Here is a 23,310-nt window from a genome sequence, read left to right as displayed (position 1 = left end):
ACCCGGACCGGTGAGATCGGGAACCGACGAGGTCCGCCGACCGTTTACCTCACGAACTACACCAACTGCCGAACTGCGCGATGTATCGACTGTAACCGCACGCGGTAACGTGGCATGTCCGCGTTTTCGCTAGGCAGAACCGGAGACACCGGAAAGGACTGGCCGCCCGGCCGACGCTCTATGAACCGCAAGACTGTGTTTCGCACCCTGGCCATAATCGCGGGCATCCTGCTCGTGGTCTATGCGTTCAGCTATTTCGGCAACGACACGCGCGGGTGGAAGAACGTCGACACCTCCGTGGCGCTGGCGCAGCTGGGTGACAAGGGCAACGTCAAGAACGTTCAGATCGATGACCGCGAGCAGCAGCTGCGGATCGAGCTGAACAACGGCAACGACGCCACCAAAGGCTCGAACAAGATCATCGCGAAGTATCCGAGCGGTAGCGAGACCTCCAATCAGATCTTCGACGCGGTCAAGACGACCGGCGCGCCGTACAACACCGTGGTCAAGCAGGAGAGCTGGCTGACCCAGATCCTGCTGTTCGTGCTGCCGATGATCATCCTGCTCGGCCTGTTCGTCTTCGTGATGGGCCGGATGCAGGGCGGTGGTCGCGGCGGCATGATGGGCTTCGGCAAGTCCAAGGCCAAGCAGTTGTCCAAGGACATGCCCAAGACCACCTTCGCGGATGTGGCAGGCGCCGACGAGGCCGTCGAAGAGCTCTACGAGATCAAGGACTTCCTCCAGAACCCGGTGCGCTATCAAGCACTCGGTGCCAAGATCCCGAAGGGCGTGCTGCTCTACGGCCCGCCCGGCACCGGTAAGACGCTGCTGGCCCGCGCTGTCGCCGGTGAGGCCGGCGTCCCGTTCTTCACCATCTCCGGTTCCGACTTCGTCGAGATGTTCGTCGGTGTCGGCGCCTCCCGCGTGCGTGACCTGTTCGATCAGGCCAAGCAGAACAGCCCCTGCATCATCTTCGTCGACGAGATCGACGCGGTCGGCCGCCAGCGCGGCGCCGGCCTGGGCGGCGGCCACGACGAACGCGAGCAGACGCTGAACCAGCTGCTGGTCGAGATGGACGGCTTCGGCGATCGCACCGGCATCATCCTGATCGCCGCCACCAACCGCCCCGACATCCTGGATCCGGCGCTGCTGCGCCCGGGCCGCTTCGACCGGCAGATCCCGGTCAGCAACCCCGATCTGGCCGGTCGCCGCGCCATTCTGCGGGTGCACTCCTCCGGCAAGCCGATCTCGCCCGACGCCGACCTCGAGGGTCTGGCCAAGCGCACCGTCGGCATGTCCGGCGCGGATCTGGCCAATGTCATCAACGAGGCCGCGCTGCTCACCGCCCGCGAGAACGGCACCGTGATCACCGGCGCCAACCTCGAGGAATCGGTGGACCGGGTGATCGGCGGCCCGCGCCGCAAGAGCCGCATCATCAGCGAGCACGAGAAGAAGATCACCGCCTACCACGAGGGCGGCCACACCCTGGCGGCCTGGGCGATGCCCGATATCGAGCCCGTCTACAAGGTCACCATTCTGGCGCGCGGCCGCACCGGCGGCCACGCCATGACGGTGCCCGAGGACGACAAGGGCCTGATGACCCGCTCGGAGATGATCGCCCGCCTGGTGATGGCGATGGGCGGCCGCGCGGCCGAGGAGCTGGTCTTCCACGAGCCGACCACCGGCGCCTCCTCCGATATCGATCAGGCCACCAAGATCGCCCGCGCCATGGTCACCGAATACGGTATGAGCGCGCGGCTGGGCGCGGTGCGCTACGGCCAGGAGGCTGGCGATCCGTTCCTGGGCCGGTCCATGGGCCAGTCCTCGGATTACTCACACGAGGTCGCCGGCGCCATCGACGAGGAGGTGCGCAACCTGATCGAGGCCGCGCATACCGAGGCGTGGGCCATTCTCAACGAGTACCGCGATGTGCTGGACGTGCTGGCCACCGCGCTGCTGGAGAAGGAGACACTGCACCGCCGCGAGCTCGAGGAACTGCTCGCCTCGGTCGAAAAGCGCCCGCGCATCACGGCATTCAACGACTTCGGTGATCGCCTGCCCTCGGACAAGCCGCCGGTGAAGACCCCGCGCGAACTGGCCCAGGAGCGCGGCGAGCCGTGGCCGCCCGCCGAGGCACTGCCCGCCGCGGCGGCCGCGCAGCGCGAACCCGCACCCGCCAACGGCTACCCGCCCGAGGGGTACACCGGTCAGCCGCGCTACGACTACCCGCCGGCCGCCGATCCCGGCTACCGGCCGCCGCCGACCCAGGGCTTCCCGCGTCCGGCGAGTGGCACCCACGGTTCGCGCCCGGATTACGGCGCTCCCGCGGGCTGGTCCGCGCCGGGCTGGCCGCCGCGCGAGGAGCAGCAGCCGCCATCCGGTCAGCCGTGGCGCAACCCGCAGCCGGGCCAGGGCCCGGAGCGGGGCGGTTACGACGAGCCGTCCGGCCGGGAGAACGACAACCGCGATTGGGATGGTCCGAACCGGCACCGAGCGGATTAATCGCGGTGCCCGCCCCGTTGTGATCAGCGGGAGCGGGCGCCGTTTACGCTCGTATTGCAGGGTGCCGGGAAATTGCCGGTGCCCGGATCTTGGAGGTGTCTCGATTGTCGGCGAACCAGAACGGTGACAGCCACTCACTAGGCGTCGCGCACGGTGCTGCCGACCACGCGCCGGGCACCAATGGCGTGGGCCCCCACGGCCCGATCGCGCTGGAGACCGGGCAGATCTTCGATCAGGCCCGGGCCGAGGCCGCGATCCGCGAACTGCTGATCGCGGTCGGTGAGAACCCGGATCGTCCCGGCCTGGTCGACACGCCGTCCCGGGTCGCGCGCGCCTACCGGGAAATGTTCGCCGGGCTCTATCAGGAGCCGGACGCGGTGCTCGACACCACCTTCGACGAGGGCCACCAGGAGCTGGTGCTGGTCCGCGATATTCCGATGTACTCGACCTGTGAGCACCACCTGGTGTCCTTCCACGGCGTCGCGCACGTCGGCTATATCCCCGGCCCGCACGGCCGGGTCACCGGTCTGTCCAAACTGGCCCGCGTGGTCGACCTGTACTCCAAGCGCCCGCAGGTGCAGGAGCGGCTGACCAGCCAGATCGCCGACGCGGTGATGCGCAAGCTGGATCCGCGCGGCGCCATCGTGGTGGTCGAGGCCGAACACCTCTGCATGGCCATGCGCGGGATCCGCAAGCCGGGGGCGAGCACCACCACCTCGGCGGTGCGCGGTCTGTTGCAGTCCAACGCCGCCTCGCGTGCCGAGGCGCTGGACCTGATTCTGCGGAAGTGAGCGCGCCCCTCATGACCGAGAGCGGAGTCGGGCGGGGGGAGCGAGCAAGACGTTCCGTCCTGGTTCCGCGCGACGGGCGCTCCTGCGTGGTGATGGGCGTGGTGAACGTCACCAGCGATTCGTTCTCAGACGGCGGCCGCTACCTGGATCCGAACGTCGCTGTGGCGCACGGCCTGGAGCTCTACGAGCTGGGCGCCGACATCATCGACGTGGGGGGTGAGTCCACCCGCCCCGGCGCGGTGCGGGTGGATCCGGAGACCGAGGCGGCGCGCGTCATCCCGGTGATCCGCGGCCTGGCGGCCGCGGGCGTGCCGACCAGCGTGGACACCATGCGGGCGCGGGTGGCCGAGGCCGCCGTCGACGCGGGCGTCTCCATGGTGAACGATGTGTCCGGCGGTCGTGCCGACGCCGACATGGTGCGAGTTGTCGCCGCCGCGGGCGTACCGTGGATTCTCATGCACTGGCGTGCCGACGCCAACTATCAGCACACCGGCCCGGCCGAGCACTACGACGACGTGAGCGCCGAGGTGGCGCGGGAACTGCGGCAGCAGGTCGAGCTGGCGGTCGCCGGTGGCGTCGCGTTCGACAAGCTGATCCTGGACCCGGGGATCGGGTTCGCCAAGAACGCCGACCACAACTGGGAACTGCTGGGCGCGCTGGCCGCGGGATGCGAGCTGACCGAGATGGGGTTGCCGATTCTGATCGGGGCCTCGCGCAAGCGTTTTCTCGGCGCGCTGCTCGCCGACGCCGACGGCCCGCGCCCGCCCGATGGCCGCGAGATCGCGACCGCCACCATTTCCGCGCTGGCCGCCGAGCACGGTGCATGGGGTGTCCGTGTGCACGATGTGCGCGCATCGCTGGACGCCATCGCGGTCACCGACGCCTGTACCCGGGCCGCCGCCCGGTTACGTGAGCAGCACCTGTGGTCCCGGAGGGAAGTACGGCATTGAGCACCGACCGCATCGAATTGCGCGGCCTGCGGGTCTTCGCCCATCACGGGGTCTTCGATTTCGAACGTCGTGACGGCCAGGAGTTCGTGATCGATCTGACGCTGTGGACGGATTTCGCGGCGGCCGCGAAGTCCGACGATATCGCCGACACCGTGCATTACGGGGAGCTGGCCGAGCGCGCGGTGCGGATCGTGTCCGGCACGCCGCGCAATCTGATCGAGACGGTGGTCGCCGAGCTCGCCGACGACGTGATGACCGATTCGCGAGTGCGCGCCTGCGAGGTGGTGCTGCACAAGCCGTCCGCGCCGATCCCGCATACCTTCGCCGATGTGCGGGTGGTCACCACCAGGAGCCGGGCAGGCGAGGTCAGCGGCGGTGCGGCTGCCGAGCCCGCGGCCGGTGGGGCGCGGCAGTGACGCGCGCGGTGCTGTCGATCGGGTCGAATCTGGGGGACCGGCTGGCGCGGCTGCGCGGCGTGGTCGACGGACTGGGGAATCGGGTACAGGCGGTGTCCGCGGTGTATTCGACCGCGCCGTGGGGCGGTGTCGAGCAGGATGACTTTCTCAATGCCATTGTCCTGGTGGACGATCCGGAGTTCGACTGTATGGACTGGTTGCGGGCGGGGCAGCGGCTGGAGCAGGCGGCCGATCGGGTGCGCGAGGTGCGCTGGGGCGCACGCACTCTCGATGTCGACGTGGTGTGGTGTGCCGATGACGACGGCCCCCGCCGCAGCGCCGACCCCGAATTGACGCTGCCGCATCCGCGCGCGCGGGATCGGGCGTTCGTGCTGGTGCCGTGGCTGGAGGTGGATCCGGCCGCCGAACTAGAGGTCGATGGCGTGCCGGTGCCGATCCGCGAACTGCTGGACCGGCTGGACCCGGCCGAGCGCGCCGGCGTCCACCGGACCGATCACCTATTGGCTTTCCAGACCCGCGGGGACGAGTCGTGCGACACCAACTGAAGCCGACCCGGATCCTGGATCTGGTCGCGAACCTGCTGATCGCGGCGGTTGTCGCCTGGGCGGCGACCCGGGTGGCGTACGCCAACTTTCCCACGATCTCGATCTTCGCGGGTGCGTCGCTGTTCCCGGTGGCGGTGATCGAGGCGGTGCTGGCCCTCATGATCCGGGCCAAGGTCAACGATGACGAGATCGGTGCCGGCCGCGACCGGCTGCACCCGATCACCGCGGCGCGTGCTGTGGCATTGGCCAAGGCGTCGGCGCATGTGGGTGCGATCGCGGCGGGCGTCTGGCTCGGCTTCCTGTGCTGGGTTTTCCCGCAGCGCGGGACTCTGCGTGTGGCCGCGGCGGATTCACCCGGCGCGATCGTCGGATTCCTCGCGGGCCTGGCCCTGGTCGCGGCGGCGCTGTGGCTCGAGTATTGCTGTCGCGCCCCCGACGACCCCACGGATGACGCCGCTACCACATAGCAAGCTGGTCGGTCGGATTACTTCCGGGAGTGCCTGTGCCTGTCGCGTCATCCGAGCTACCCTGGCGGGCATGGTTTCACCCTCCCGTACCAGCACTTCCCGGCCACGACGGGACCAAGCGGGAAAATTGTTCATCGGTTCGCTGATTCTGCTCGGTCTGGTTGCCAGCGTTTTTCTGGTCTTCAGCAATAGCCTGCACCTGATCAGAATCGGATTGGTCGCGGCACTGTGGGCCGCGGTCCTCGCAGCGTTGGCCGCCACGCGCTATCGCAAGGAAGCCGCGGTGGACAAGGCGAAGGTGGGTGACCTGCAGAAGGTCTACGAATTGCAGCTGGAGCGCGAGGTCACGGCGCGCCGCGAATACGAGCTCGGGATCGAGACCCGGGTCCGGCAGGAAGTCGGTGCGGACGCCGCCGAAATGGCCGCGCTGCGAGCCGAACTCAGCGTGCTACGGCACAGTCTGCAACGGCTTTTCGACGGTGAGCTACCCGCCGAACGCCCCGCGCTGCGGGCCGACGCCACCAGAATCCAGGAATTGCCGGGCGGATCGGCGCGTCCGGCGAACAATAGCTCCGCGAATGCCGACCCGTGGATGATGGGTCTACCCGGCGGCCTGGGCGAGCAGATGCGCAATAACGTGACCCCGGTCTTCTCCCCGGATCATCCCGAGGCGCCGCGTTTCGCGAGCCCGTTCGACGAGCCGGTGACCGCCGAGACCCAGGCTGTCCCCCGCGAGTACGACAACATCGAGGACGCGGAGATCACCGACGAGCGCCGCTACCCCGACCCGGCCCGAACCGGCGCGACCTGGGACGCCTTCGCCGCGACCGCGTCCGACCCGGAACCCTCCGCCCCGCTGCGCCTGCCGCCGCTGGAGCCCCAGCCCGCCGCGCGCCCCCGGCCGACCGCCACGGCCGCGCCCGCCCCGCCGATCGGCACCCCGACCGCCCGGCGCCGCCGCCGCGTCGACGCCGACGGCGATTCCGGCGCGCGCAAACTCTCCGTGGCCGAAATCATGGCCAACCTGCGATCCGAGGAGAACGGCCGGGCGTGAATTCGCCCACAGGCGGACTGGGCAACTGATCTCGTTCGAACATGGGTAACTCGCCGGGTACGGGCTGAATCGCAGGCATCGAGACCGCCGGCCGCCGACGCTACGGTTCCACTCACCTGGGTCTGGCCTGAAGACGCGGGGAGGCGGGCAAGCTACGCTCGGGGTTGTACGTCTGGTACCCGCTTGCCGGGACTGGAACGACTTCGCGAGAGGACAGTGTTGACCTCTGGAAGCATGACTTCTGACGGTGGTGCCGAGCACCTGGACCCCGCGCCCGCACGCCTGACGGTGGGAATCGTCTCGGCGGGACGCGTCGGTTCGGCGCTCGGCGTCGCTCTGGAACGCGCCGGGCACGTGGTGTTCGGCGTCTCCGCCATCTCCGACGCGTCCGTGCACCGGGCGCGCACCCGCCTGCCCGATTCCGAGATCCTGCCGGTCGAGGATGTGGCCGCGCGCAGCGAACTGCTGCTGCTCGCGGTGCCCGATGCCGAACTGGCCGGACTGGTCCGCGGTATGGCCGCGGCGCGGGTGGTGCGGCCGGGCACCATCGTCGCGCACACCTCCGGCGCCAACGGTGTCGGCGTGCTGGCCCCGCTGGCGGCGCTCGGCGCGCTGCCGCTGGCGATCCATCCGGCGATGACCTTCACCGGCCACGACGAGGATGTGGCCCGGCTCGCCAACGCGTGCTTCGGCGTCACCGCCGCCGACGACATCGGCTACGCCATCGCGCAATCGCTGGTGATCGAGATGGGCGGCGAACCGGTGCGGGTCGCCGAGGAGAACCGAACCCTCTATCACGCGGCGCTCGCGCACGGCTCCAATCACCTGGTCACCGTGATCGTGGACGCGGTGGCGGCGCTGCGCCAGGCGCTGGCCGGCCCCGGCCTGCTCGGTCAGCAACTGGTCGACGAGCAGCCCAACGGCCTGGCCGAGCGCCTGCTGGCCCCGCTCGCGTCGGCGGCTCTGGACAATGCCCTGCGCCGGGGCCAGGCCGCCCTCACCGGCCCGGTCGCCCGCGGCGATGTCGGCGCGGTCGCCGCGCATCTGGAGGCGCTCGAAGCCGTGGACGACCGGCTGGCCGCCGGGTATCGCGCCATGTCGTTGCGCACCGCCGAACGCGCCCAAACCAATCCCGCCCTGATCGAACTGCTGGAAGGACGGTCCGATGGATCCGAAATTGCGTGACGTCTACCGCCCGGGCGAGCTGACCGTGCACCACGATCCCGCGGTGGTGTCCGCGATCAGCAAAGCGCTGCGCGGCGTCGGCCGGACCGTCGGCTTTGTTCCCACCATGGGCGCGCTGCACGAGGGCCACCTGGCGATCGTGCGTGAGGCCAAGCGTCGCAATCGCGTCGTCATCGTGTCGATCTTCGTGAACCCGCTGCAATTCGGCGCGGGCGAGGACCTGGACAAATACCCGCGCACCCTGGACGCCGACGTGGAGCTGCTGCGCGCCGAGGGCGTGGATGTGGTGTTCGCGCCGAGCGCGCTCGATATGTATCCGGACGGTCCGCGCACCACGGTGCAGCCGGGCCCGGTCGGCGCCGAGCTCGAGGGGGCCAGCCGCCCCACCCATTTCGCGGGCATGCTGACCGTGGTCGCCAAACTGCTGCAGATCGTCCATCCGACCGAGGCGTTCTTCGGCGAGAAGGACTACCAGCAGCTCACCCTGATCCGGCAGCTGGTGCGGGACCTGAATTTCGACGTGACCATCGTGCCGGTGCCCACCGTGCGGGAGGCCGACGGGCTGGCGATGTCCTCGCGGAACCGCTATCTCGAGGCGGCGCAGCGGGAATCGGCGCTGACGCTGTCCGCCGCGTTGCTGGCGGGCAAGCTGGCCGGTGGCCTGGGCGCTGACGGCGTGCTCGCGGCCGCCCGCGAGGTGCTCGCCGCCGCGCCCGGCGTCGAGGTCGACTATCTGGAGTTGCGCTCCACCACCCTCGGTCCCGCCCCGGTCACCGGCAATGCCCGCCTGCTGGTCGCGGCCCGGGTCGGCGCCACCCGGCTGATCGACAACGTCGCGATCGTGCTCTCACCGACCAGCGCCGCGCTGCCGGACGCCGGTCACCCGAACTCGAACACCCAGCCTGCCCAGGCGTCCTGAAAGGCCATTCCGATGCTGCGCACCATGATGAAGTCCAAGATCCACCGGGCCACCGTCACCCACGCCGACCTGCACTATGTCGGCTCGGTCACCGTCGACCAGGACCTGCTCGACGCCGCCGATCTGCTCGAGGGCGAGCAGGTCGCGATCGTCGACATCACCAATGGCGCCCGCCTCGAGACCTATGTGATCGCGGGGGAGCGCGGTTCGGGTGTCATCGGGATCAACGGCGCCGCCGCCCATCTCGTGCATCCGGGCGATCTGGTCATCCTGATCGCCTACGCGCAGCTGGACGAGCAGGAGGTCCGCGAATACGATCCGCGGGTCGTATTCGTCGACGACCGCAACCGCCAGGTCGAGCTGGGTTCGGATCCGGCGCACGCGCCGGAGGGCTCGGATCTGATCTCGCCCCGCGCGCTGAGCTTCAACTGACATCCGCCGTTTCCCTCCAGACAGGTGAGCGATGCTGCTGACCATCGATGTCCGCAACACCCATGTGGAATTGGGTTTGTTCTCGGGCTCGGGTAATCACGCCACTTTGGTGCGGCACTGGCGGCTGCACACCAATCCGCTGCTGACCGCCGACGAGTTCGCCATGCAGTTGCGCGGGCTGCTCGGCGAGCAGGCGGAGCAGGTGACGGGCGTGGCCGCGCTGTCCACCGTGCCGCCGGTGCTGCGTGAGCTGCGCCTGATGCTGGACCGCTACTGGCACCAGGTGCCGCACGTGGTGGTGGAGCCCGGCGTGCGGACCGGTATTCCGCTGCTGGTCGACAATCCCAAGGAGATCGGTGCCGATCGCATCGTGAATACCCTTGCGGCGCATCATCGATTCGGTGCCGCGGCGATCGTGGTCGATTTCGGCACCGCTACCACGGTGGATCTGGTCTCGGCGAAGGGCGAGTTCCTGGGCGGTGTGATCGCGCCCGGCGTGGAGATCTCCAGTGCGGCGTTGATCGAGCGCGCCGCGCTGCGCCGGGTGGAGCTGGCCCGGCCGCGCTCGGTGGTCGGCAAGAACACCGTCGAGGCGATCCAGTCCGGCGCGATCTACGGTTTCGCGGGTCTGGTGGACGGGTTGATCGACCGGATCCGCGACGAGTTCGACGCGTTCGCCGGCGACGAGGTCGCCGTGGTCGCGACCGGGATCAGCGCGCCGCTGATCGTCCCGGAATCGGAGACCGTCGAGCATCATGATCCGCATCTGACGTCCGCTGGTCTGCGCCTGGTCTACGAGCGCAACCAGCAGCGTCGCAAGGTGTGATTCGGTGCGGGCCGCTATTGCGCGGTGCTTGTGCGCTGATATAGTCGCTGCCATGTCTTCCCGCGTGCGCACCCAGGAGTGTTGTCGAGGCTGATCCAGCCTCGACCGTTCGAGGCTGACTTCCAGTCCCTCGACCGATCAAACTCCTGGAGATTCGCTCATGCGTTCTTCTGTTCTTTCCCTTCCCGTTTCCGGTAGAACCGCCCCGGCCCCCGCGCTGCCCACCCGGCTGCGCCCCGCTGACCTGCTGCGGCTTACCGACGAGGGCGCCGACGAGGTCCTCGCGGGGAAATACGACCATCTGCTACCCGCCGATGGCGTCTGGCCGGTCGACGAGCGCTGGGCCACCCGCCTGGTCGCCGATGACGAGGTCGATATCTGGCTGATCAGCTGGACTCCCGGAAAGTCCACCGAATTGCACGACCACGCCGGTTCGCTCGGCGCGCTCACCGTATTGAGTGGCGCGCTGGCGGAATTCCGCTGGGACGGTACGCAATTGCGCCGCCGCACCCTGGCCGCCGGTGATCAGGCCGCTTTCCCGATCGGCTGGGTGCACGACGTCGAGCATGCCCCGGAGCCGTCGGGCCTGGGCGATCCCACGCTCAGCGTGCACGCCTATTCACCGCCGCTGACCGCCATGTCGTATTACGAGGTAAGCGACCACGGCACCTTGCGGCGCACCCACACCGTCCTCACCGATCAGCCCGAAGGTGATATCCGATGAGTCATTTGACCATTGCTCAGATGCTCGACAACGCCCGCGCCAAGCTGCGGCGACGCTACGTTTTCGAATTGCCCCGGGCCCTGGCCGAGGGCGCGATTCTGGTCGACATCCGGCCGCAGGCCCAGCGTGATCGCGAGGGCACCCTGCCCGGCGCCCTGGTGATCGAGCGGAATGTACTGGAATGGCGGCTCGATCCGTCCAGTTCCGCGCGCTTGGCGCTGGCCGCCGATCATGACGTGGAATGGATCGTCGTCTGCTCGGAGGGCTATACCTCCAGTCTCGCCGCGGCGTCGCTGCAAGAACTCGGTTTGCATCGCGCGACCGACCTGATCGGTGGCTATCAGGCGCTGAAGGCGGCCGGGTTGCTCAACATCGCGGTCGGTGCCCCGCACTTCGCCCGCGAGGTCCGTGCGCTGGCCTCCCTGTAATCCGGCGGCGGCACAAGGGCTTTCGTTAAGGCATCGCAAATTTCGGTCCGCGCAAACTCGCCCGGGCCGCAACTCGCCGGGCGGGCGTTAAAACGATTTCCGGTGCCCGCTAGTGTTATCGGACGTGAGCACCGAGAACCCGTCTTCGTCCGGTCGCTCCGCAGGTAAGGGTCCTGCGGGGCAATCCAGTCGCCCCGTTCCGGAAGTGGATGTTCCGGAGCAGATGCGGATTCGCCGGGACAAGCGTGAGCGGCTGCTCGACGCGGGTACCGAGGCTTATCCGGTGGTCGTCGCGCGCACGCATACCCTTGCCGAAATCCGGGCCGCCCATCCGGAACTCGAGCCGGGCACCGAGACCGATGAGCAGGTCGGCGTGGTCGGGCGCGTCATTTTCGTCCGCAATACCGGAAAGCTATGTTTCGCGACCCTTCAGGAGGGTGACGGCACCAAGCTGCAGGCGATGATCAGCCTCAACGGCGTCGGTGCGGACGCGCTGGCGGCGTGGAAGTCCGATGTCGATCTCGGTGACTTCGTGTTCGTGCACGGCACGGTCATCTCCTCGCGTACCGGGGAATTGAGCGTCATGGCCGATTCCTGGTCGATGACCGCCAAGTCGCTGCGCCCGCTGCCGGTCGCGCACAAGGAAATGAACGAGGAGTCGCGGGTCCGGCAGCGCTATGTCGACCTGATCGTGCGGCCCGAGGCCCGGGAAATGGCGCGGACCAGGGTCGCGGTGGTGCGGGCGCTGCGGGGCGCGCTGGAGCGGCGCGGTTTCCTCGAGGTCGAGACCCCGATGCTGCAAACGCTGCACGGTGGCGCGGCGGCCCGTCCGTTCGTCACCCATTCCAATGCCCTGGATATGGATCTTTTCCTGCGGATCGCCCCGGAGCTGTTCCTGAAGCGCTGTGTGGTGGGCGGTCTGGAGAAAGTTTTCGAGATCAACCGGAACTTCCGCAACGAGGGCGCGGACTCCACGCATTCGCCGGAGTTCGCCATGCTGGAAACCTACGAGGCGTACGGCACCTACGACACCTCCGCGGTGATGATCCGGGAATTGGTGCAGGAGGTCGCGCAGGAGGCGTTCGGCACCCAGGTTCTGACCCTCGCCGACGGCACCGAATACGATCTCAGCGGCGAGTGGGCAACCGTCGAGATGTACCCCTCGCTGTCCGATTCCATCGGTGTTTCGGTCACTCCGGAAACGACCGTCGAGGAATTGCTGAAGCTCGCCGATCAGGTCGGTTTGGAAATTCCGGAAGGCAAAGGCTACGGTCACGGCAAACTTGTCGAGGAACTGTGGGAACACGTATACGGCGACAAACTGTATGCACCCACTTTCGTGCGTGACTTCCCCGTCGAGACGTCGCCGCTGACCCGTCAGCATCGCAGCAAACCTGGAGTTACCGAGAAGTGGGATCTCTATGTGCGTGGCTTCGAGTTGGCAACAGGCTATTCGGAGTTGGTGGATCCGGTGATCCAGCGCGAGCGGTTCGTCGATCAGGCGAGGCTGGCCGCGCAGGGTGATGACGAAGCGATGGTCCTCGACGAGGACTTCCTTGCCGCGATGGAGTACGGTATGCCTCCGACGACGGGAACCGGTATGGGAATCGATCGCTTGTTGATGGCGCTGACGGGATTGGGAATCCGCGAAACGATACTGTTCCCAATTGTGCGCCCGGTCACCCGCTGAGCACTGCGTTTCAAAGGTTTGGATCCCGTCTTGGAATTTTCCGAATTCGAGGTATTCTTGCCTCGGGTAATCGGCCTAGTATGCAGGTCGTACGATTTCGAGAGGACGTTCATCTCATGGCAAAGAAGGTCACCGTTAGCCTGATCGACGATGTCGATGGTGAGTCCATCGCGGACGAGACCATCGAGTTCGCGATCGACGGTGTGTCGTACGAGATCGACCTGTCGTCGGCAAATGCGGCGAAGCTGCGCGACGGGCTGGATCAGTGGGTTTCGAGCGCTCGCCGGGTGAGCGGACGTCGCCGGGTCAAGGCCACCGCCGGTGCCGCGACGAGCCCGAAGAGCCGGGTTTCCATCGATCGTGAACAAAGCGCGGCAATTCGTGAGTGGGCGCGCCGGAATGGACACAAGGTGTCTGCCCGCGGTCGTATCTCGGCCGACATCACCGATGCGTACAACAAGGCCGCGAAGGCCTGAAGTTCATTTCTTCAACTGCCGCCCGGGCAAATCGAGCCACGCCGGGGCGGCAGTGCCGTATTCATAGACCGCCGGTATGAGTCCGGCGGCGATCTTGCTAGTGGTGGCCCCGAAGCGGCACCATGGGTAGGTGTGGTGGTCACTGATCGTATGGAGAGATGAGGTACCTGCGCAGTGACGGGTTCTTTCGTAGGTTCGCTGCTCCGGTTCCTGGACGACACCGGAACGTGGCAGGAGTTCATGCTCGCGCCCGAGCAGCAGCGCATCACCATCGGCCGCTCGATCCACGCCGATCTGTCCCTGCCGTGGGATGCCGAGGTCTCCCGATTGCACGCCGCCGTCGAATATCTGGGCGCGCACTGGACCATTGTCGATGACGGCCTGTCCCGTAACGGCACATTCGTCAACGGCGACCGGCTGGCCGGTCGCCGGCGGTTGATGGCGGGCGACAAGATCCGCGTCGGCAGTTCGATGGTCGAATTCCGCCATTACGGCGCCGTGGCCGACGACCCGACCCGCACCGCCACCGCGACCATGCCGACCCTGCGTTCGCTCACCGATACCCAGCGCTCGGTGCTGGTGGCGTTGTGCCGCCCGTACAAGAACAACGCCGGTTTCGCGACGCCCGCGTCCAACCAGCAGATCGCCGAAGAGCTCTTTCTCAGTGTCGACGCGATCAAAACGCATCTGCGCGCGCTGTTCGCCAAATTCGGGGTGGAGAACCTGCCGCAGAACCAGAAGCGGGTGCGGCTGGCGGCCCTGGCCATGCAGAGTGGCCTCATTTCCGATCGGGACCTGTAGCCGATTCCCGAAATGTGGACGCTGACGTAGGCGGTCGAGCGTCTGAGCCATGGTGGGCGGGGTCCGGACGCGGTTGACTTGTCTGCATGCCGGGCCGATCGAAGGTCCGGGACGGGACAGGAGAAACAGTATGTTCGCGCTTCGGATTGCCGCGCTCGTGGCGGCCACGCTGGCCTCGGGTCTGATCGGCGGCGTTTTCTACGCCTACGCGATCTCGGTGATGCCCGCGCTGAACCGGACCGACGACCGGACCATCGTCGAGGTGATGCAGAAGATCAACGTGGTGATCATCAACCCGTGGTTCATGCTCGGCTTCATGGGCACCGTCGGGTTCAGCGCGCTGGCCGCGGTGCTGCATCTGGGGCGGGATCACCGCGCCACCCTGGTGTGGGTCGGGATCGCCCTGGTGCTCAATGTGATCGCCTTCGGTGTCACCGTCGCCCTGAATGTCCCGCTCAACGATCAGCTGGCCAACGCGGGCGAGGTGGCGCAGATCCAGGATCTGGCGGCGGTCCGCGCCGATTTCGAATCCGACTGGGTGCGTTGGAACATCGTCCGCGCGGTGCTGCACACGCTGGCCTTCCTGGTGCTGTGCGGCGCGCTGTTCGTGGCGGGCACCCAGCAGGGCCGGTCCGAGACGGCGGCCGCGCCGACGCCCGGTCAGCAGCTGGTCGGGCGGGCCTGACCGACCGGGGTGCTGCCCGGATTGTCGGAAAGCTCCCTACGCTGGGTACGGCGTGGGGAGCTTCGGCGTATACAGGTAGGTGGTCGGGTCGAGGGGTTCTCCGAGGTCGATGTTCGCTGTTGGCAAAACCGCGGCGGAAACGAAACTCGCAACGCTCGCGTTATGAGTGAATGACCGTGCTGTCGCTGGTCACCAATAGGGTGGACTGGCGGCGGCCCGTACCCCTGCCAACTAGAGTGGGAGGCAGGGGCCGCAACCCCCGGGCTTCATGGCAGGCTGACGACCACAGGTTGAATGCACTGAAGCGTCGGACGCCAGTGAAGGCTTGAGCAGGAGAGTGAGGGAGCGATGTTCGAGAGGTTCACCGACCGCGCGAGGCGTGTCGTTGTCCTGGCCCAAGAAGAGGCCCGGATGCTCAACCACAACTACATCGGCACCGAGCACATCCTGCTTGGGTTGATTCACGAGGGCGAGGGCGTGGCGGCGAAGTCGCTGGAATCGCTCGGCATTTCGCTCGAGGGTGTGCGTAGCCAGGTGGAGGAGATCATCGGCCAGGGGCAGCAGGCCCCGTCCGGGCACATTCCGTTCACCCCGCGCGCCAAGAAGGTGCTCGAGCTGTCGCTGCGTGAGGCGCTGCAGCTCGGCCACAACTACATCGGCACCGAGCACATCCTGCTCGGCCTCATCCGCGAGGGCGAGGGCGTGGCGGCGCAGGTGCTGGTGAAGCTGGGCGCCGACCTGAATCGCGTGCGCCAGCAGGTGATTCAGCTGCTGTCCGGTTACCAGGGCAAGGAGCCGGTCGAGTCGGGCCCGCGCGGGGAGACGGGTACGCCGTCCACCTCGCTGGTGCTGGATCAGTTCGGCCGCAACCTGACTCAGGCCGCGCTGGAAGGCAAGCTGGACCCGGTCATCGGCCGCTCGAAGGAGATCGAGCGGGTCATGCAGGTGCTGAGCCGCCGCACCAAGAACAACCCCGTCCTGATCGGCGAGCCGGGTGTCGGTAAGACCGCGGTCGTCGAGGGCCTGGCCCAGGCCATCGTCAACGGCGAGGTCCCCGAGACCCTCAAGGACAAGCAGCTCTACACCCTCGACCTGGGTTCCCTGGTCGCGGGCAGCCGCTACCGCGGTGATTTCGAGGAGCGCCTGAAGAAGGTGCTCAAGGAGATCAACACCCGCGGCGACATCATCCTGTTCATCGACGAGCTGCACACCCTGGTGGGTGCGGGCGCGGCCGAGGGCGCCATCGACGCGGCCTCCATCCTCAAGCCCAAGCTGGCCCGCGGTGAACTCCAGACCATCGGCGCGACCACGCTCGACGAGTACCGCAAGTACATCGAGAAGGACGCCGCCCTGGAACGCCGCTTCCAGCCGGTGCAGGTCGGCGAGCCGACCGTCGAGCACACCATCAACATCCTCAAGGGTCTGCGCGACCGCTACGAGGCGCACCACCGGGTCTCCATCACCGATGGCGCGCTGGTGGCCGCGGCCACCCTGGCCGACCGCTACATCAACGACCGGTTCCTGCCGGACAAGGCGATCGACCTGATCGACGAGGCCGGCGCCCGGATGCGCATCCGCCGGATGACCGCGCCGCCGGACCTGCGCGAGTTCGACGACAAGATCGCCGACGCCCGCCGCGAGAAGGAAAGCGCGATCGACGCGCAGGACTTCGAGAAGGCCGCGCGCCTGCGCGACAAGGAGAAGCAGCTCGTCGCCAAGCGGGCCGAGCGCGAAAAGCAGTGGCGCTCAGGTGATCTGGATGTCGTGGCCGAGGTCGACGACGAGCAGATCGCCGAGGTGCTGGCCAACTGGACCGGTATCCCGGTCTTCAAGCTCACCGAGGAGGAGACCACCCGTCTGCTCCGCATGGAGGACGAGCTGCACAAGCGGATCATCGGCCAGGAGGACGCGGTCAAGGCCGTGTCCAAGGCCATCCGCCGCACTCGCGCCGGCCTGAAGGATCCGAAGCGTCCGTCCGGTTCGTTCATCTTCGCCGGTCCGTCCGGTGTCGGTAAGACCGAGCTGTCCAAGGCGCTGGCGAACTTCCTCTTCGGCGACGACGACGCGCTCATCCAGATCGATATGGGCGAGTTCCACGACCGCTTCACGGCCTCGCGCCTGTTCGGTGCCCCTCCGGGCTATGTGGGCTACGAGGAGGGTGGCCAGCTCACCGAGAAGGTGCGCCGCAAGCCGTTCTCCGTGGTGCTCTTCGACGAGATCGAGAAGGCCCACCAGGAGATCTACAACACCCTGTTGCAGGTGCTCGAGGACGGCCGCCTCACCGACGGTCAGGGCCGCACGGTCGACTTCAAGAACACCGTGCTGATCTTCACCTCGAACCTGGGTACCTCCGATATCTCGAAGGCCGTCGGCCTGGGCTTCACGTCCTCCGACAACACCCAGTCGAACTACGAGCGGATGAAGCTCAAGGTCAACGATGAGCTGAAGAAGCACTTCCGCCCCGAGTTCCTCAACCGCATCGACGATGTCATCGTCTTCCACCAGCTCACCAACGAGCAGATCGTCATGATGGTGGATCTGATGATCGGCCGCGTCGAGAAGCAGCTGAAGAACAAGGACATGGCGCTGGAGCTGTCCGAGCAGGGCAAGGCGCTGCTGGCCAAGCGTGGCTTCGATCCCGTGCTCGGTGCCCGGCCGCTGCGCCGCACCATTCAGCGCGAGATCGAGGACCAGCTGTCGGAGAAGATCCTCTTCGGCGAGATCGGCCCCGGTCAGACCGTGTTCGTGGATGTCGAAGGCTGGGACGGCGAGGGCTCCGGCGAGAACGCCAAGTTCACCTTCACCCCGAAGGCGAAGCTGACCAAGGAGACCATCGACGACAAGCCCGAGATCGCGGTCCTCGCGGGCGCGGGCGAAGGCGAAGCCGCCGCCTCCGGCGAGTAAGCACAAGCGACGAAGGCCCGTCCGCACCGCGTTCGCGGTGGGGGCGGGCCTTCGGCGTTGAATTGTGCCTCTGGTCACATTAAGTTTGCGCATCGGTGGTCTTCGGTTAGAAATATCCCTGTCGATCAACATCAACACTTCGATTCGACTGGGGGACTTGGGGTTCCATGGGGGATCGGGGTCGGGAGGGAATTCTCGTGTTTCGTAATACTGTCCTGCGCAAGGTGATTACCGGTGTGCTGCCGTTCGCGGTGGCGGCCACCCTGGCCAGCGCTGGGACTGCGTCCGCGACCGACTACGCGGCCGAGCAGGCGCGGTGGGCGGAAAGCCTGGCCGCCGCGGGTAATGCCGAAGGCATCGATTACAAGACCACCGTCACGCCGGATCTGAAGTCCATCACCACCGTGCTGGACAACGGCAAGTTCGCTCTGACCGCGGATTCGTCGGCGTTGCGCATCGAATCCGCCGCCGGTACCAAGGTCAGCGAGTTCCCGCTGACTCTGCAGACGGCCTCGGGTAAGTCCATTCCGGTGGCTACTCAGGTCTCGGCGGACGGCAAGACGCTGTCGATGACCCCTGAGGTTTCGCCGGAGGCGGCGGCCGAGCTGAAGGACATCGCCACCAACCCGGGTGCGCAGAACTCTGATCCGATTCAGAACGGTGCTGCGGCCGGTGCCGGTATCGGTCTGGTCATCGGCGCTGTCTTCTGCGTGCCCATGGTTATTTCCATCGTCGGTATCCCGCTCTGTGCGGTCAGCTTGATCGGCAACGCGCTGTGGGCCGCCGTTATCGGCGCGATTGTGGGGGCCGTCGCACCGCAGGTGATCCCGCAGGTGCTGCCCTGATCGAGTAGTTCCGGGTCGCGATGCCCGCCGCCGGTGCACAGCACCGGCGGCGGGCATTTCCCATTTCCGGCCCGGCGGAGGGCGCCCTACTGCCAGCCGGGCCGGACCAGGCCCGATTCGTAGGCCATGACGACCAACTGGGTCCGGTCGCGAGCGCCGAGTTTCATCAGGATGCGGCTGACGTGGGTGCGGGCCGTGGCTGGGCTCATGAACAGCTGTTCGCCGATCTCGGCATTGGTCAGTCCCTCGGCGACCAACGTCATCACCTCGCGTTCGCGGTCGGTGAGCTCGGTGAGGGTTGCGGGTGGCGGCGCTTTGGCGTGCGCGCAGAATTCGGCGATCAGACGGCGGGTGACTCCGGGGGACAGCAGCGCCTCGCCCTCGGCCACGACGCGAACGGCGCGGACCAGGTCGGCGGGTTCGGTGTGTTTGACCAGGAAACCCGTTGCGCCGGAACGCATTGCCTCGAAGACGTACTCGTCGAGTTCGAAGGTGGTGAGCACGACGACCTTCACCGCGGCGAGCTGCGGGTCTTCGGCGATCATGCGGGTGGCGGCCAAACCGTCCAGGACCGGCATGCGGATATCCATCAGGACCACGTCGGGCGTCAGCGCGCGGGTCATCCGGACGGCCTGTTCGCCGTTGTCCGCCTCGCCGACGACCTCGATGCCGTCCTGCGCGTCGAGCAGCGCCACGAAGCCGCCGCGCACCAGCGCTTGATCGTCGGCGACGAGTACTCGTACGTTCACGCTGCCCTCCCGCGCATCGGCCGATCCCTATCTATCCTGCGCCGACGGACTGCCCGACGCGGCCGATTGCGCGCGGTCCCGCGCGCGAATGGGCAGGCGCGCGGCGACCCGGAACCCGCCGCTGGGGCGCGGACCCGCGGTCAGCGCGCCGCCGAGGGCGTGTGCGCGTTCGCGCATGCCGACGATGCCGTTGCCGCCGGTTCCGCCGGCGCGGGGCTGGTTGCCCAGCGGGCGGGTGTTGTCGATGGTGAGGTCGACCGATTCCGCGGCATAGCGGACGGTGACCGTGGCGTCGGCGCCGGGTGCGTGCCGGGCGACATTGGTGAGCGATTCCTGGATGATGCGCGCGGCGGCCACGTCGATGACGCTCGGCAATTTCTGCGGTTCGCCCAGGACGCGTGTGTCGACCTGGAGGCCCGCCGTGCGGCTGCGCTGCACCAGGCCGTCCAGATCGGCGATGCCGGGGGCGGGCGCGCGCGGCGCCGGACGCGGTTGCGCCGGGCGTTCCTGGGCGACGGGGCTTTCCTGGGCGGCCGCGCGGGCCCGGCGGCGTTCGCCGACCTCGTCCAGCGCCGAATCCGCTTCTTCGGCAACGGGTTCCATCACCGTTCCGGTGCGGATGGTCTGGAGCAGGGTGTGCACCTCGGCGAGTGCCTCCTTGCTCGCGGTCTTGATCGCGGCCAGGGCGGACGCGGCCTGCTCGGGTTTGCGCTCGAACAATTCCAGCGCCACCGAGGACTGCACGTTGATCAGCGAAAGGCTATGTGCAAGAACGTCATGCAATTCTCTGGCGATGGCGAGCCGCTCCTCGGTCGCCCGCCGCTCACGCTGGGCCTCCTCGTCTCTTCGGGCCGCCTCGGCCCGCTGCTGCCGCGCTTCGAGCACCGAGCGCCGCTGCCGGATGCCCTCGGCGATGCCGACCAGCACCGTCATCCAGGCGGCCAGCCCGAGCACCTGCCAGCCATTGGTGGTGTGGCCGAACCAACTCGGTACCGGCCAGACGAAGAAGAGGTAGCCCAGCGGCACGATCGGATAGGTCCACCAGCGGGATCCGACCGTCGCGGCGGTCAGGAACGCGGCGACCAGCGACAGGAAGATCGGCCCGTACCCGTAGCCGATGCTCACGTAGAGCACGCAGGCCGCGAGGATCACGAGTAGGACGACCATGGGCGAACGTCTGCGGAACAGTAGCGCCACCGGACCGGCGAGCAGGAGCGCGTAACCCAGCCAGTCCAGCGCGCGTACGCCGGTCTGTCCCAGATTCGCGCCGCGACCGCCCATGACCTGCACCGCCGCGATGACCGCCGCGAGAACCAGATCCCCGACCCAGCCACGTTTCGAAATGTCCGCCGCCTTCACGCCCTCAGCCTATGCGGATCGGGTCGGTTCGGCGTGCGCCGCAGTACGTATGTCGAACGTCGCCGCGCGACGGATGTGGCCGGGGCGGGTGGCGATGGATTCTCGATCCATGAACGAATCCATCGTGGTCACCTCGGGGTTGACCAAACGTTACGGCACTCACACGGCCGTCGACGACGTCGCCATGCGCGTCGAACCCGGCGAGGTGTACGGCTTTCTCGGTCCGAACGGCGCTGGCAAGACGACCACGCTGCGGATGCTGGCGGGCCTGATCCGCCCGAGTTCGGGCTCGGCGACGGTGCTCGGCCACCAGCCGGGCGACCCCGATGTGGTGCGCCGGATCGGCGTGCTGATCGAGGGCCCCGGCTTCTATCCGTATCTGTCCGGCCGCGACAACCTGCGCGTGCTGGCGCGCTATCGCGGCCTGGGTGACGCGGAGGTGGCGGCGGCCCTGGAACGGGTCGGCCTGGCCGATCGGGCAGGCGATCGGTTTCGGACCTATTCCCTCGGCATGAAACAGCGTCTCGGCGTCGGCGCCGCACTGCTGGGCGGTCCCGAACTGCTGATTCTGGACGAGCCGACCAATGGTCTGGATCCCGCGGGCATGGCCGAGATGCGTGCGCTGATCACCGCGCTGGCGGCCGACGGGCACACCGTGCTGCTGTCCAGCCACATGCTCAGCGAGGTGCAGGAGATCTGCGATCGGGTCGGCGTGATCGCCGGCGGGCGACTGCGCACGGAGTCGTCGGTGGCCGAATTACGCGGCGGCGCATCGCTGTTGCTCCGTGCCGAACCGTTGGAACTGGCGTTTCCTGCCGTGCGCGGCGCACTGGACGGCAAGGCGCTGCTGACCGCGGGCGGTATCCGGATCGAGGCCGGACCGGCGGCGGCGCCCGAGGTGGCGCGCGCGGTGGTCGCTGCGGGCGCGGATCTGCTCGAACTACGCGTCGACGAGAAATCCCTGGAAGAAGTGTTCTTCGAACTGACCGAAATGGAGACGGCACAATGAGCGGCTTGCTGGCGAGCACGCGGGCGGAACTGCTGCGGCTGCGGAAATGGCCCGCGTTCTGGATCATTCTGGGCACCTGGATTCTGTTGAATCTGACCTTCGCCTACCTGTTCAACTATCTGGATTACACCGGCGGGCAGAGCGCCATGTCCGACAATCTGCCCGAGGACGTGCTGCTGCGTCAGCTGCTGCCCGCGGCGGTGCCCGAGGTGTTCACCCAGGGGATGGCGATGTTCGGCGGCGCGCTGATGCTGATCCTGGGCGCGCTGGTGCTGGGCAGCGGCTACGGCTGGGGCAGTTGGAAAACCGTTCTCACGCAGGGGCCTTCGCGTTCGGCGGCGTTCGGCGGCACCCTGCTGAGTCTGCTGGCGGTGGTGTTCGCGCTGGTCTGCGCGGCCTTCGTGGTCGATCTGGGTGTGGCGTCGGTGATCGCGGTGTCGCAGGACGCGTCGCTGACGCTGCCCACCGTCGGCCAGGCGGTGAACGGAATCGTCACTGGCACCATGATTCTCGGCATGTGGACGCTGGCGGGCGCGTTCATCGGGACGATCGCGCGCGGTCCGGCGCTCGCGGTCGGTCTGGGACTGGTCTGGGTGCTGGTGGTGGAGAACCTGCTGCGTGGCGTCTCCGGCATTCTCGGCCCGCTGGCGGCGTTGACCGATCGCCTGCCCGGTACCGCGGCGGGTTCGCTGGCGGGCGCGATGCGCACCGTGGACGGCCCGCCGACGCCCGGCGTGCTGGATATTCTGTCCCGCACGGAATCGCTGGTGGTGCTGGGGGTCTACCTGGCGCTGTTCGCGGTGGGCACGCTGTGGCTGGTGCGGCGCCGGGATCTGGTCTGAAGGTAGTCGAAACCGCTGGCGGCCGAGCTGTCAGCGGTTTTCCGGCGTGGTGACCGCGAAGGCCAGGCGGCGCAGGCCCGCCACGATCGCCGCGTTGTCGAGCCCGCGTGCCCGCTGGTTCAGATAGACCTCGGCGGCCAGCGGTGCGAGCAGTGGTTCGATCAGCGAGTCTGGTTCCGGCACACCGGATTCACGTAGCAATGTGCGGATGTGCATTCGCCAGAATTGATAGGCGCCGGTGTCGAAGCGGGCGCTGCCGATCTCCGCGCCGAGCGCGAGATGCGCGTGTCCGTCCAGCAATTCGACCATGGCGGCGTAGAAGGCGGCGAGTCGCTCGCCGGGCGGCGCGCCCGGCCCCAGCGGGGGATCGCCCCGCAGCAGGCGTTCCTGGATGACGCGCTCGTGTTCGTCGAGCAGCGGCAGCGCGACGGCCGCGACGGTCGGGAAGCGGCGATACAGCGTCCCCCGTCCGACACCGGCGGCCTTGGCGATGTCGTCCATGGTGACGGTGCGTGGATCGCGGTGCGCGAACAATTCGGCGGCGGCCGCGAGGATCTTGCTCCGATTGCGAGCCGCATCGGCACGCTCGGGCGGTGCGGCGGCGCCGGCCAGCAGGTCGCGATCCGCGGGGTTCATGGCGTTCACAGTAACCTCCGGAATAAGTGGACAGAGTGTCCGGTTCTGTTCTACCGTAGATGTGAAACGGACACA

At 67.7% G+C, this 23,310-nt stretch carries 24 protein-coding genes; 21 read left to right on the top strand and 3 right to left on the bottom strand.

Going from position 1 to position 23,310, the window contains the following annotated elements; all coding sequences use genetic code 11:
* The first annotated feature begins 180 nt into the window (after positions 1-180).
* From ftsH to ACFVMC_RS04155, 19 genes are all read left to right on the top strand, one after another.
* Positions 181-2,502 carry an ATP-dependent zinc metalloprotease FtsH gene (ftsH, locus tag ACFVMC_RS04245; RefSeq protein ID WP_379206717.1) on the top strand — a complete coding sequence of 774 codons (2,322 nt, stop codon included), beginning with the start codon at positions 181-183 and terminating at the stop codon, positions 2,500-2,502.
* Between the two features lie 185 nt (positions 2,503-2,687).
* Entirely contained in the window at positions 2,688-3,293 is a 606-nt protein-coding gene (gene folE / locus ACFVMC_RS04240) for a GTP cyclohydrolase I FolE (RefSeq protein ID WP_379207811.1), read from the top strand.
* 92 nt (positions 3,294-3,385) lie between these two features.
* Positions 3,386-4,243 carry a dihydropteroate synthase gene (gene folP, locus ACFVMC_RS04235; protein WP_379207809.1) on the top strand — a complete coding sequence of 286 codons (858 nt, stop codon included), beginning with the start codon at positions 3,386-3,388 and terminating at the stop codon, positions 4,241-4,243.
* On the top strand, positions 4,240-4,659 hold the full coding sequence (folB, locus tag ACFVMC_RS04230; protein WP_379206715.1) for a dihydroneopterin aldolase: 420 nt from the start codon (positions 4,240-4,242) through the stop codon (positions 4,657-4,659). Before folP ends, folB begins: the two co-directional genes overlap by 4 nt.
* Positions 4,656-5,204: a 2-amino-4-hydroxy-6-hydroxymethyldihydropteridine diphosphokinase gene (gene folK, locus ACFVMC_RS04225; protein ID WP_379206714.1), complete on the top strand. Its 549-nt coding sequence runs from the start codon at positions 4,656-4,658 to the stop codon at positions 5,202-5,204. Before folB ends, folK begins: the two co-directional genes overlap by 4 nt.
* Positions 5,189-5,671 carry a DUF3180 domain-containing protein gene (locus ACFVMC_RS04220; RefSeq protein ID WP_379206712.1) on the top strand — a complete coding sequence of 161 codons (483 nt, stop codon included), beginning with the start codon at positions 5,189-5,191 and terminating at the stop codon, positions 5,669-5,671. Before folK ends, ACFVMC_RS04220 begins: the two co-directional genes overlap by 16 nt.
* Before the next feature lie 70 nt (positions 5,672-5,741).
* A complete protein-coding gene (locus tag ACFVMC_RS04215) occupies positions 5,742-6,725 on the top strand; it encodes a DUF6779 domain-containing protein (protein WP_379206710.1) in 984 nt (327 codons plus the stop codon).
* 234 nt (positions 6,726-6,959) lie between these two features.
* Entirely contained in the window at positions 6,960-7,910 is a 951-nt protein-coding gene (locus ACFVMC_RS04210) for a Rossmann-like and DUF2520 domain-containing protein (RefSeq protein ID WP_379206709.1), read from the top strand.
* Entirely contained in the window at positions 7,891-8,829 is a 939-nt protein-coding gene (panC, locus tag ACFVMC_RS04205) for a pantoate--beta-alanine ligase (RefSeq protein ID WP_379206708.1), read from the top strand. Before ACFVMC_RS04210 ends, panC begins: the two co-directional genes overlap by 20 nt.
* Positions 8,830-8,841: 12 nt before the next feature.
* Positions 8,842-9,261: an aspartate 1-decarboxylase gene (gene panD / locus ACFVMC_RS04200; protein ID WP_379206706.1), complete on the top strand. Its 420-nt coding sequence runs from the start codon at positions 8,842-8,844 to the stop codon at positions 9,259-9,261.
* Between the two features lie 31 nt (positions 9,262-9,292).
* Positions 9,293-10,087, top strand: a complete 795-nt coding sequence (locus ACFVMC_RS04195) for a type III pantothenate kinase (RefSeq protein WP_379206704.1) — start codon at positions 9,293-9,295, stop codon at positions 10,085-10,087.
* A gap of 160 nt (positions 10,088-10,247) precedes the next feature.
* Positions 10,248-10,811 (top strand): cysteine dioxygenase, encoded by a 564-nt coding sequence (locus ACFVMC_RS04190; RefSeq protein ID WP_379206702.1) that lies wholly within the window; start codon positions 10,248-10,250, stop codon positions 10,809-10,811.
* Positions 10,808-11,239 carry a rhodanese-like domain-containing protein gene (locus ACFVMC_RS04185; protein WP_379206701.1) on the top strand — a complete coding sequence of 144 codons (432 nt, stop codon included), beginning with the start codon at positions 10,808-10,810 and terminating at the stop codon, positions 11,237-11,239. Before ACFVMC_RS04190 ends, ACFVMC_RS04185 begins: the two co-directional genes overlap by 4 nt.
* Positions 11,240-11,462: 223 nt before the next feature.
* Positions 11,463-12,929 (top strand): lysine--tRNA ligase, encoded by a 1,467-nt coding sequence (lysS, locus tag ACFVMC_RS04180; protein WP_379207807.1) that lies wholly within the window; start codon positions 11,463-11,465, stop codon positions 12,927-12,929.
* A 116-nt stretch (positions 12,930-13,045) separates the two neighbouring features.
* The gene (locus tag ACFVMC_RS04175; protein ID WP_379206699.1) at positions 13,046-13,405 is read left to right on the top strand and encodes an Lsr2 family protein; all 360 of its coding nucleotides are present in this window, start codon (positions 13,046-13,048) and stop codon (positions 13,403-13,405) included.
* 240 nt (positions 13,406-13,645) lie between these two features.
* Complete coding sequence (locus tag ACFVMC_RS04170; RefSeq protein ID WP_379207805.1) at positions 13,646-14,206, top strand: FHA domain-containing protein; 561 nt, start codon at positions 13,646-13,648, stop codon at positions 14,204-14,206.
* Between the two features lie 130 nt (positions 14,207-14,336).
* Positions 14,337-14,891: a DUF1772 domain-containing protein gene (locus tag ACFVMC_RS04165; protein ID WP_379206697.1), complete on the top strand. Its 555-nt coding sequence runs from the start codon at positions 14,337-14,339 to the stop codon at positions 14,889-14,891.
* 348 nt (positions 14,892-15,239) lie between these two features.
* Positions 15,240-17,795: an ATP-dependent Clp protease ATP-binding subunit gene (locus ACFVMC_RS04160; RefSeq protein WP_379206696.1), complete on the top strand. Its 2,556-nt coding sequence runs from the start codon at positions 15,240-15,242 to the stop codon at positions 17,793-17,795.
* A 197-nt stretch (positions 17,796-17,992) separates the two neighbouring features.
* Entirely contained in the window at positions 17,993-18,640 is a 648-nt protein-coding gene (locus ACFVMC_RS04155) for a hypothetical protein (RefSeq protein WP_379206694.1), read from the top strand.
* A gap of 86 nt (positions 18,641-18,726) precedes the next feature.
* Here the strand turns inward: ACFVMC_RS04155 and ACFVMC_RS04150 are convergent, their stop codons facing one another.
* Complete coding sequence (locus tag ACFVMC_RS04150; RefSeq protein ID WP_379206693.1) at positions 18,727-19,389, bottom strand: response regulator; 663 nt, start codon at positions 19,387-19,389, stop codon at positions 18,727-18,729.
* Positions 19,390-19,416: 27 nt separating this feature from the next.
* Positions 19,417-20,748, bottom strand: a complete 1,332-nt coding sequence (locus tag ACFVMC_RS04145; RefSeq protein ID WP_379206691.1) for a sensor histidine kinase — start codon at positions 20,746-20,748, stop codon at positions 19,417-19,419.
* Between the two features lie 109 nt (positions 20,749-20,857).
* Between ACFVMC_RS04145 and ACFVMC_RS04140 the strand changes: the two genes are divergently transcribed.
* Positions 20,858-21,757 carry an ABC transporter ATP-binding protein gene (locus ACFVMC_RS04140; protein ID WP_379206689.1) on the top strand — a complete coding sequence of 300 codons (900 nt, stop codon included), beginning with the start codon at positions 20,858-20,860 and terminating at the stop codon, positions 21,755-21,757.
* Positions 21,754-22,599: an ABC transporter permease subunit gene (locus tag ACFVMC_RS04135; RefSeq protein ID WP_379206687.1), complete on the top strand. Its 846-nt coding sequence runs from the start codon at positions 21,754-21,756 to the stop codon at positions 22,597-22,599. Before ACFVMC_RS04140 ends, ACFVMC_RS04135 begins: the two co-directional genes overlap by 4 nt.
* 30 nt (positions 22,600-22,629) lie before the next feature.
* Here the strand turns inward: ACFVMC_RS04135 and ACFVMC_RS04130 are convergent, their stop codons facing one another.
* The gene (locus ACFVMC_RS04130; RefSeq protein ID WP_379206685.1) at positions 22,630-23,235 is read right to left on the bottom strand and encodes a TetR/AcrR family transcriptional regulator; all 606 of its coding nucleotides are present in this window, start codon (positions 23,233-23,235) and stop codon (positions 22,630-22,632) included.
* Between the last annotated feature and the right edge of the window lie 75 nt (positions 23,236-23,310).

The sequence above is a fragment of the Nocardia sp. NPDC127579 genome, assembly GCF_042672005.1.
Classification (GTDB): domain Bacteria; phylum Actinomycetota; class Actinomycetes; order Mycobacteriales; family Mycobacteriaceae; genus Nocardia.
Note: the sequence above shows the minus strand (reverse complement) of the source record. Positions and strands in the feature narration are given on the sequence as shown.

Excerpts from the sequence above, each read along its gene's own strand:
- ACFVMC_RS04140 (WP_379206689.1), top strand. The coding sequence starts at position 20,858 with ATGAACGAATCCATCGTGGTCACCTCGGGGTTGACCAAACGTTACGGC.
- ACFVMC_RS04130 (WP_379206685.1), bottom strand. The coding sequence starts at position 23,235 with ATGAACCCCGCGGATCGCGACCTGCTGGCCGGCGCCGCCGCACCGCCC.
- ACFVMC_RS04170 (WP_379207805.1), top strand. The coding sequence starts at position 13,646 with ATGCTCGCGCCCGAGCAGCAGCGCATCACCATCGGCCGCTCGATCCAC.
- panD (WP_379206706.1), top strand. The coding sequence starts at position 8,842 with ATGCTGCGCACCATGATGAAGTCCAAGATCCACCGGGCCACCGTCACC.
- panC (WP_379206708.1), top strand. The coding sequence starts at position 7,891 with ATGGATCCGAAATTGCGTGACGTCTACCGCCCGGGCGAGCTGACCGTG.
- ACFVMC_RS04175 (WP_379206699.1), top strand. The coding sequence starts at position 13,046 with ATGGCAAAGAAGGTCACCGTTAGCCTGATCGACGATGTCGATGGTGAG.
- ACFVMC_RS04135 (WP_379206687.1), top strand. The coding sequence starts at position 21,754 with ATGAGCGGCTTGCTGGCGAGCACGCGGGCGGAACTGCTGCGGCTGCGG.
- lysS (WP_379207807.1), top strand. The coding sequence starts at position 11,463 with ATGCGGATTCGCCGGGACAAGCGTGAGCGGCTGCTCGACGCGGGTACC.
- ftsH (WP_379206717.1), top strand. The coding sequence starts at position 181 with ATGAACCGCAAGACTGTGTTTCGCACCCTGGCCATAATCGCGGGCATC.
- ACFVMC_RS04195 (WP_379206704.1), top strand. The coding sequence starts at position 9,293 with ATGCTGCTGACCATCGATGTCCGCAACACCCATGTGGAATTGGGTTTG.
- ACFVMC_RS04210 (WP_379206709.1), top strand. The coding sequence starts at position 6,960 with ATGACTTCTGACGGTGGTGCCGAGCACCTGGACCCCGCGCCCGCACGC.
- ACFVMC_RS04160 (WP_379206696.1), top strand. The coding sequence starts at position 15,240 with ATGTTCGAGAGGTTCACCGACCGCGCGAGGCGTGTCGTTGTCCTGGCC.
- ACFVMC_RS04215 (WP_379206710.1), top strand. The coding sequence starts at position 5,742 with ATGGTTTCACCCTCCCGTACCAGCACTTCCCGGCCACGACGGGACCAA.
- ACFVMC_RS04185 (WP_379206701.1), top strand. The coding sequence starts at position 10,808 with ATGAGTCATTTGACCATTGCTCAGATGCTCGACAACGCCCGCGCCAAG.
- ACFVMC_RS04190 (WP_379206702.1), top strand. The coding sequence starts at position 10,248 with ATGCGTTCTTCTGTTCTTTCCCTTCCCGTTTCCGGTAGAACCGCCCCG.
- ACFVMC_RS04165 (WP_379206697.1), top strand. The coding sequence starts at position 14,337 with ATGTTCGCGCTTCGGATTGCCGCGCTCGTGGCGGCCACGCTGGCCTCG.
- folP (WP_379207809.1), top strand. The coding sequence starts at position 3,386 with ATGGGCGTGGTGAACGTCACCAGCGATTCGTTCTCAGACGGCGGCCGC.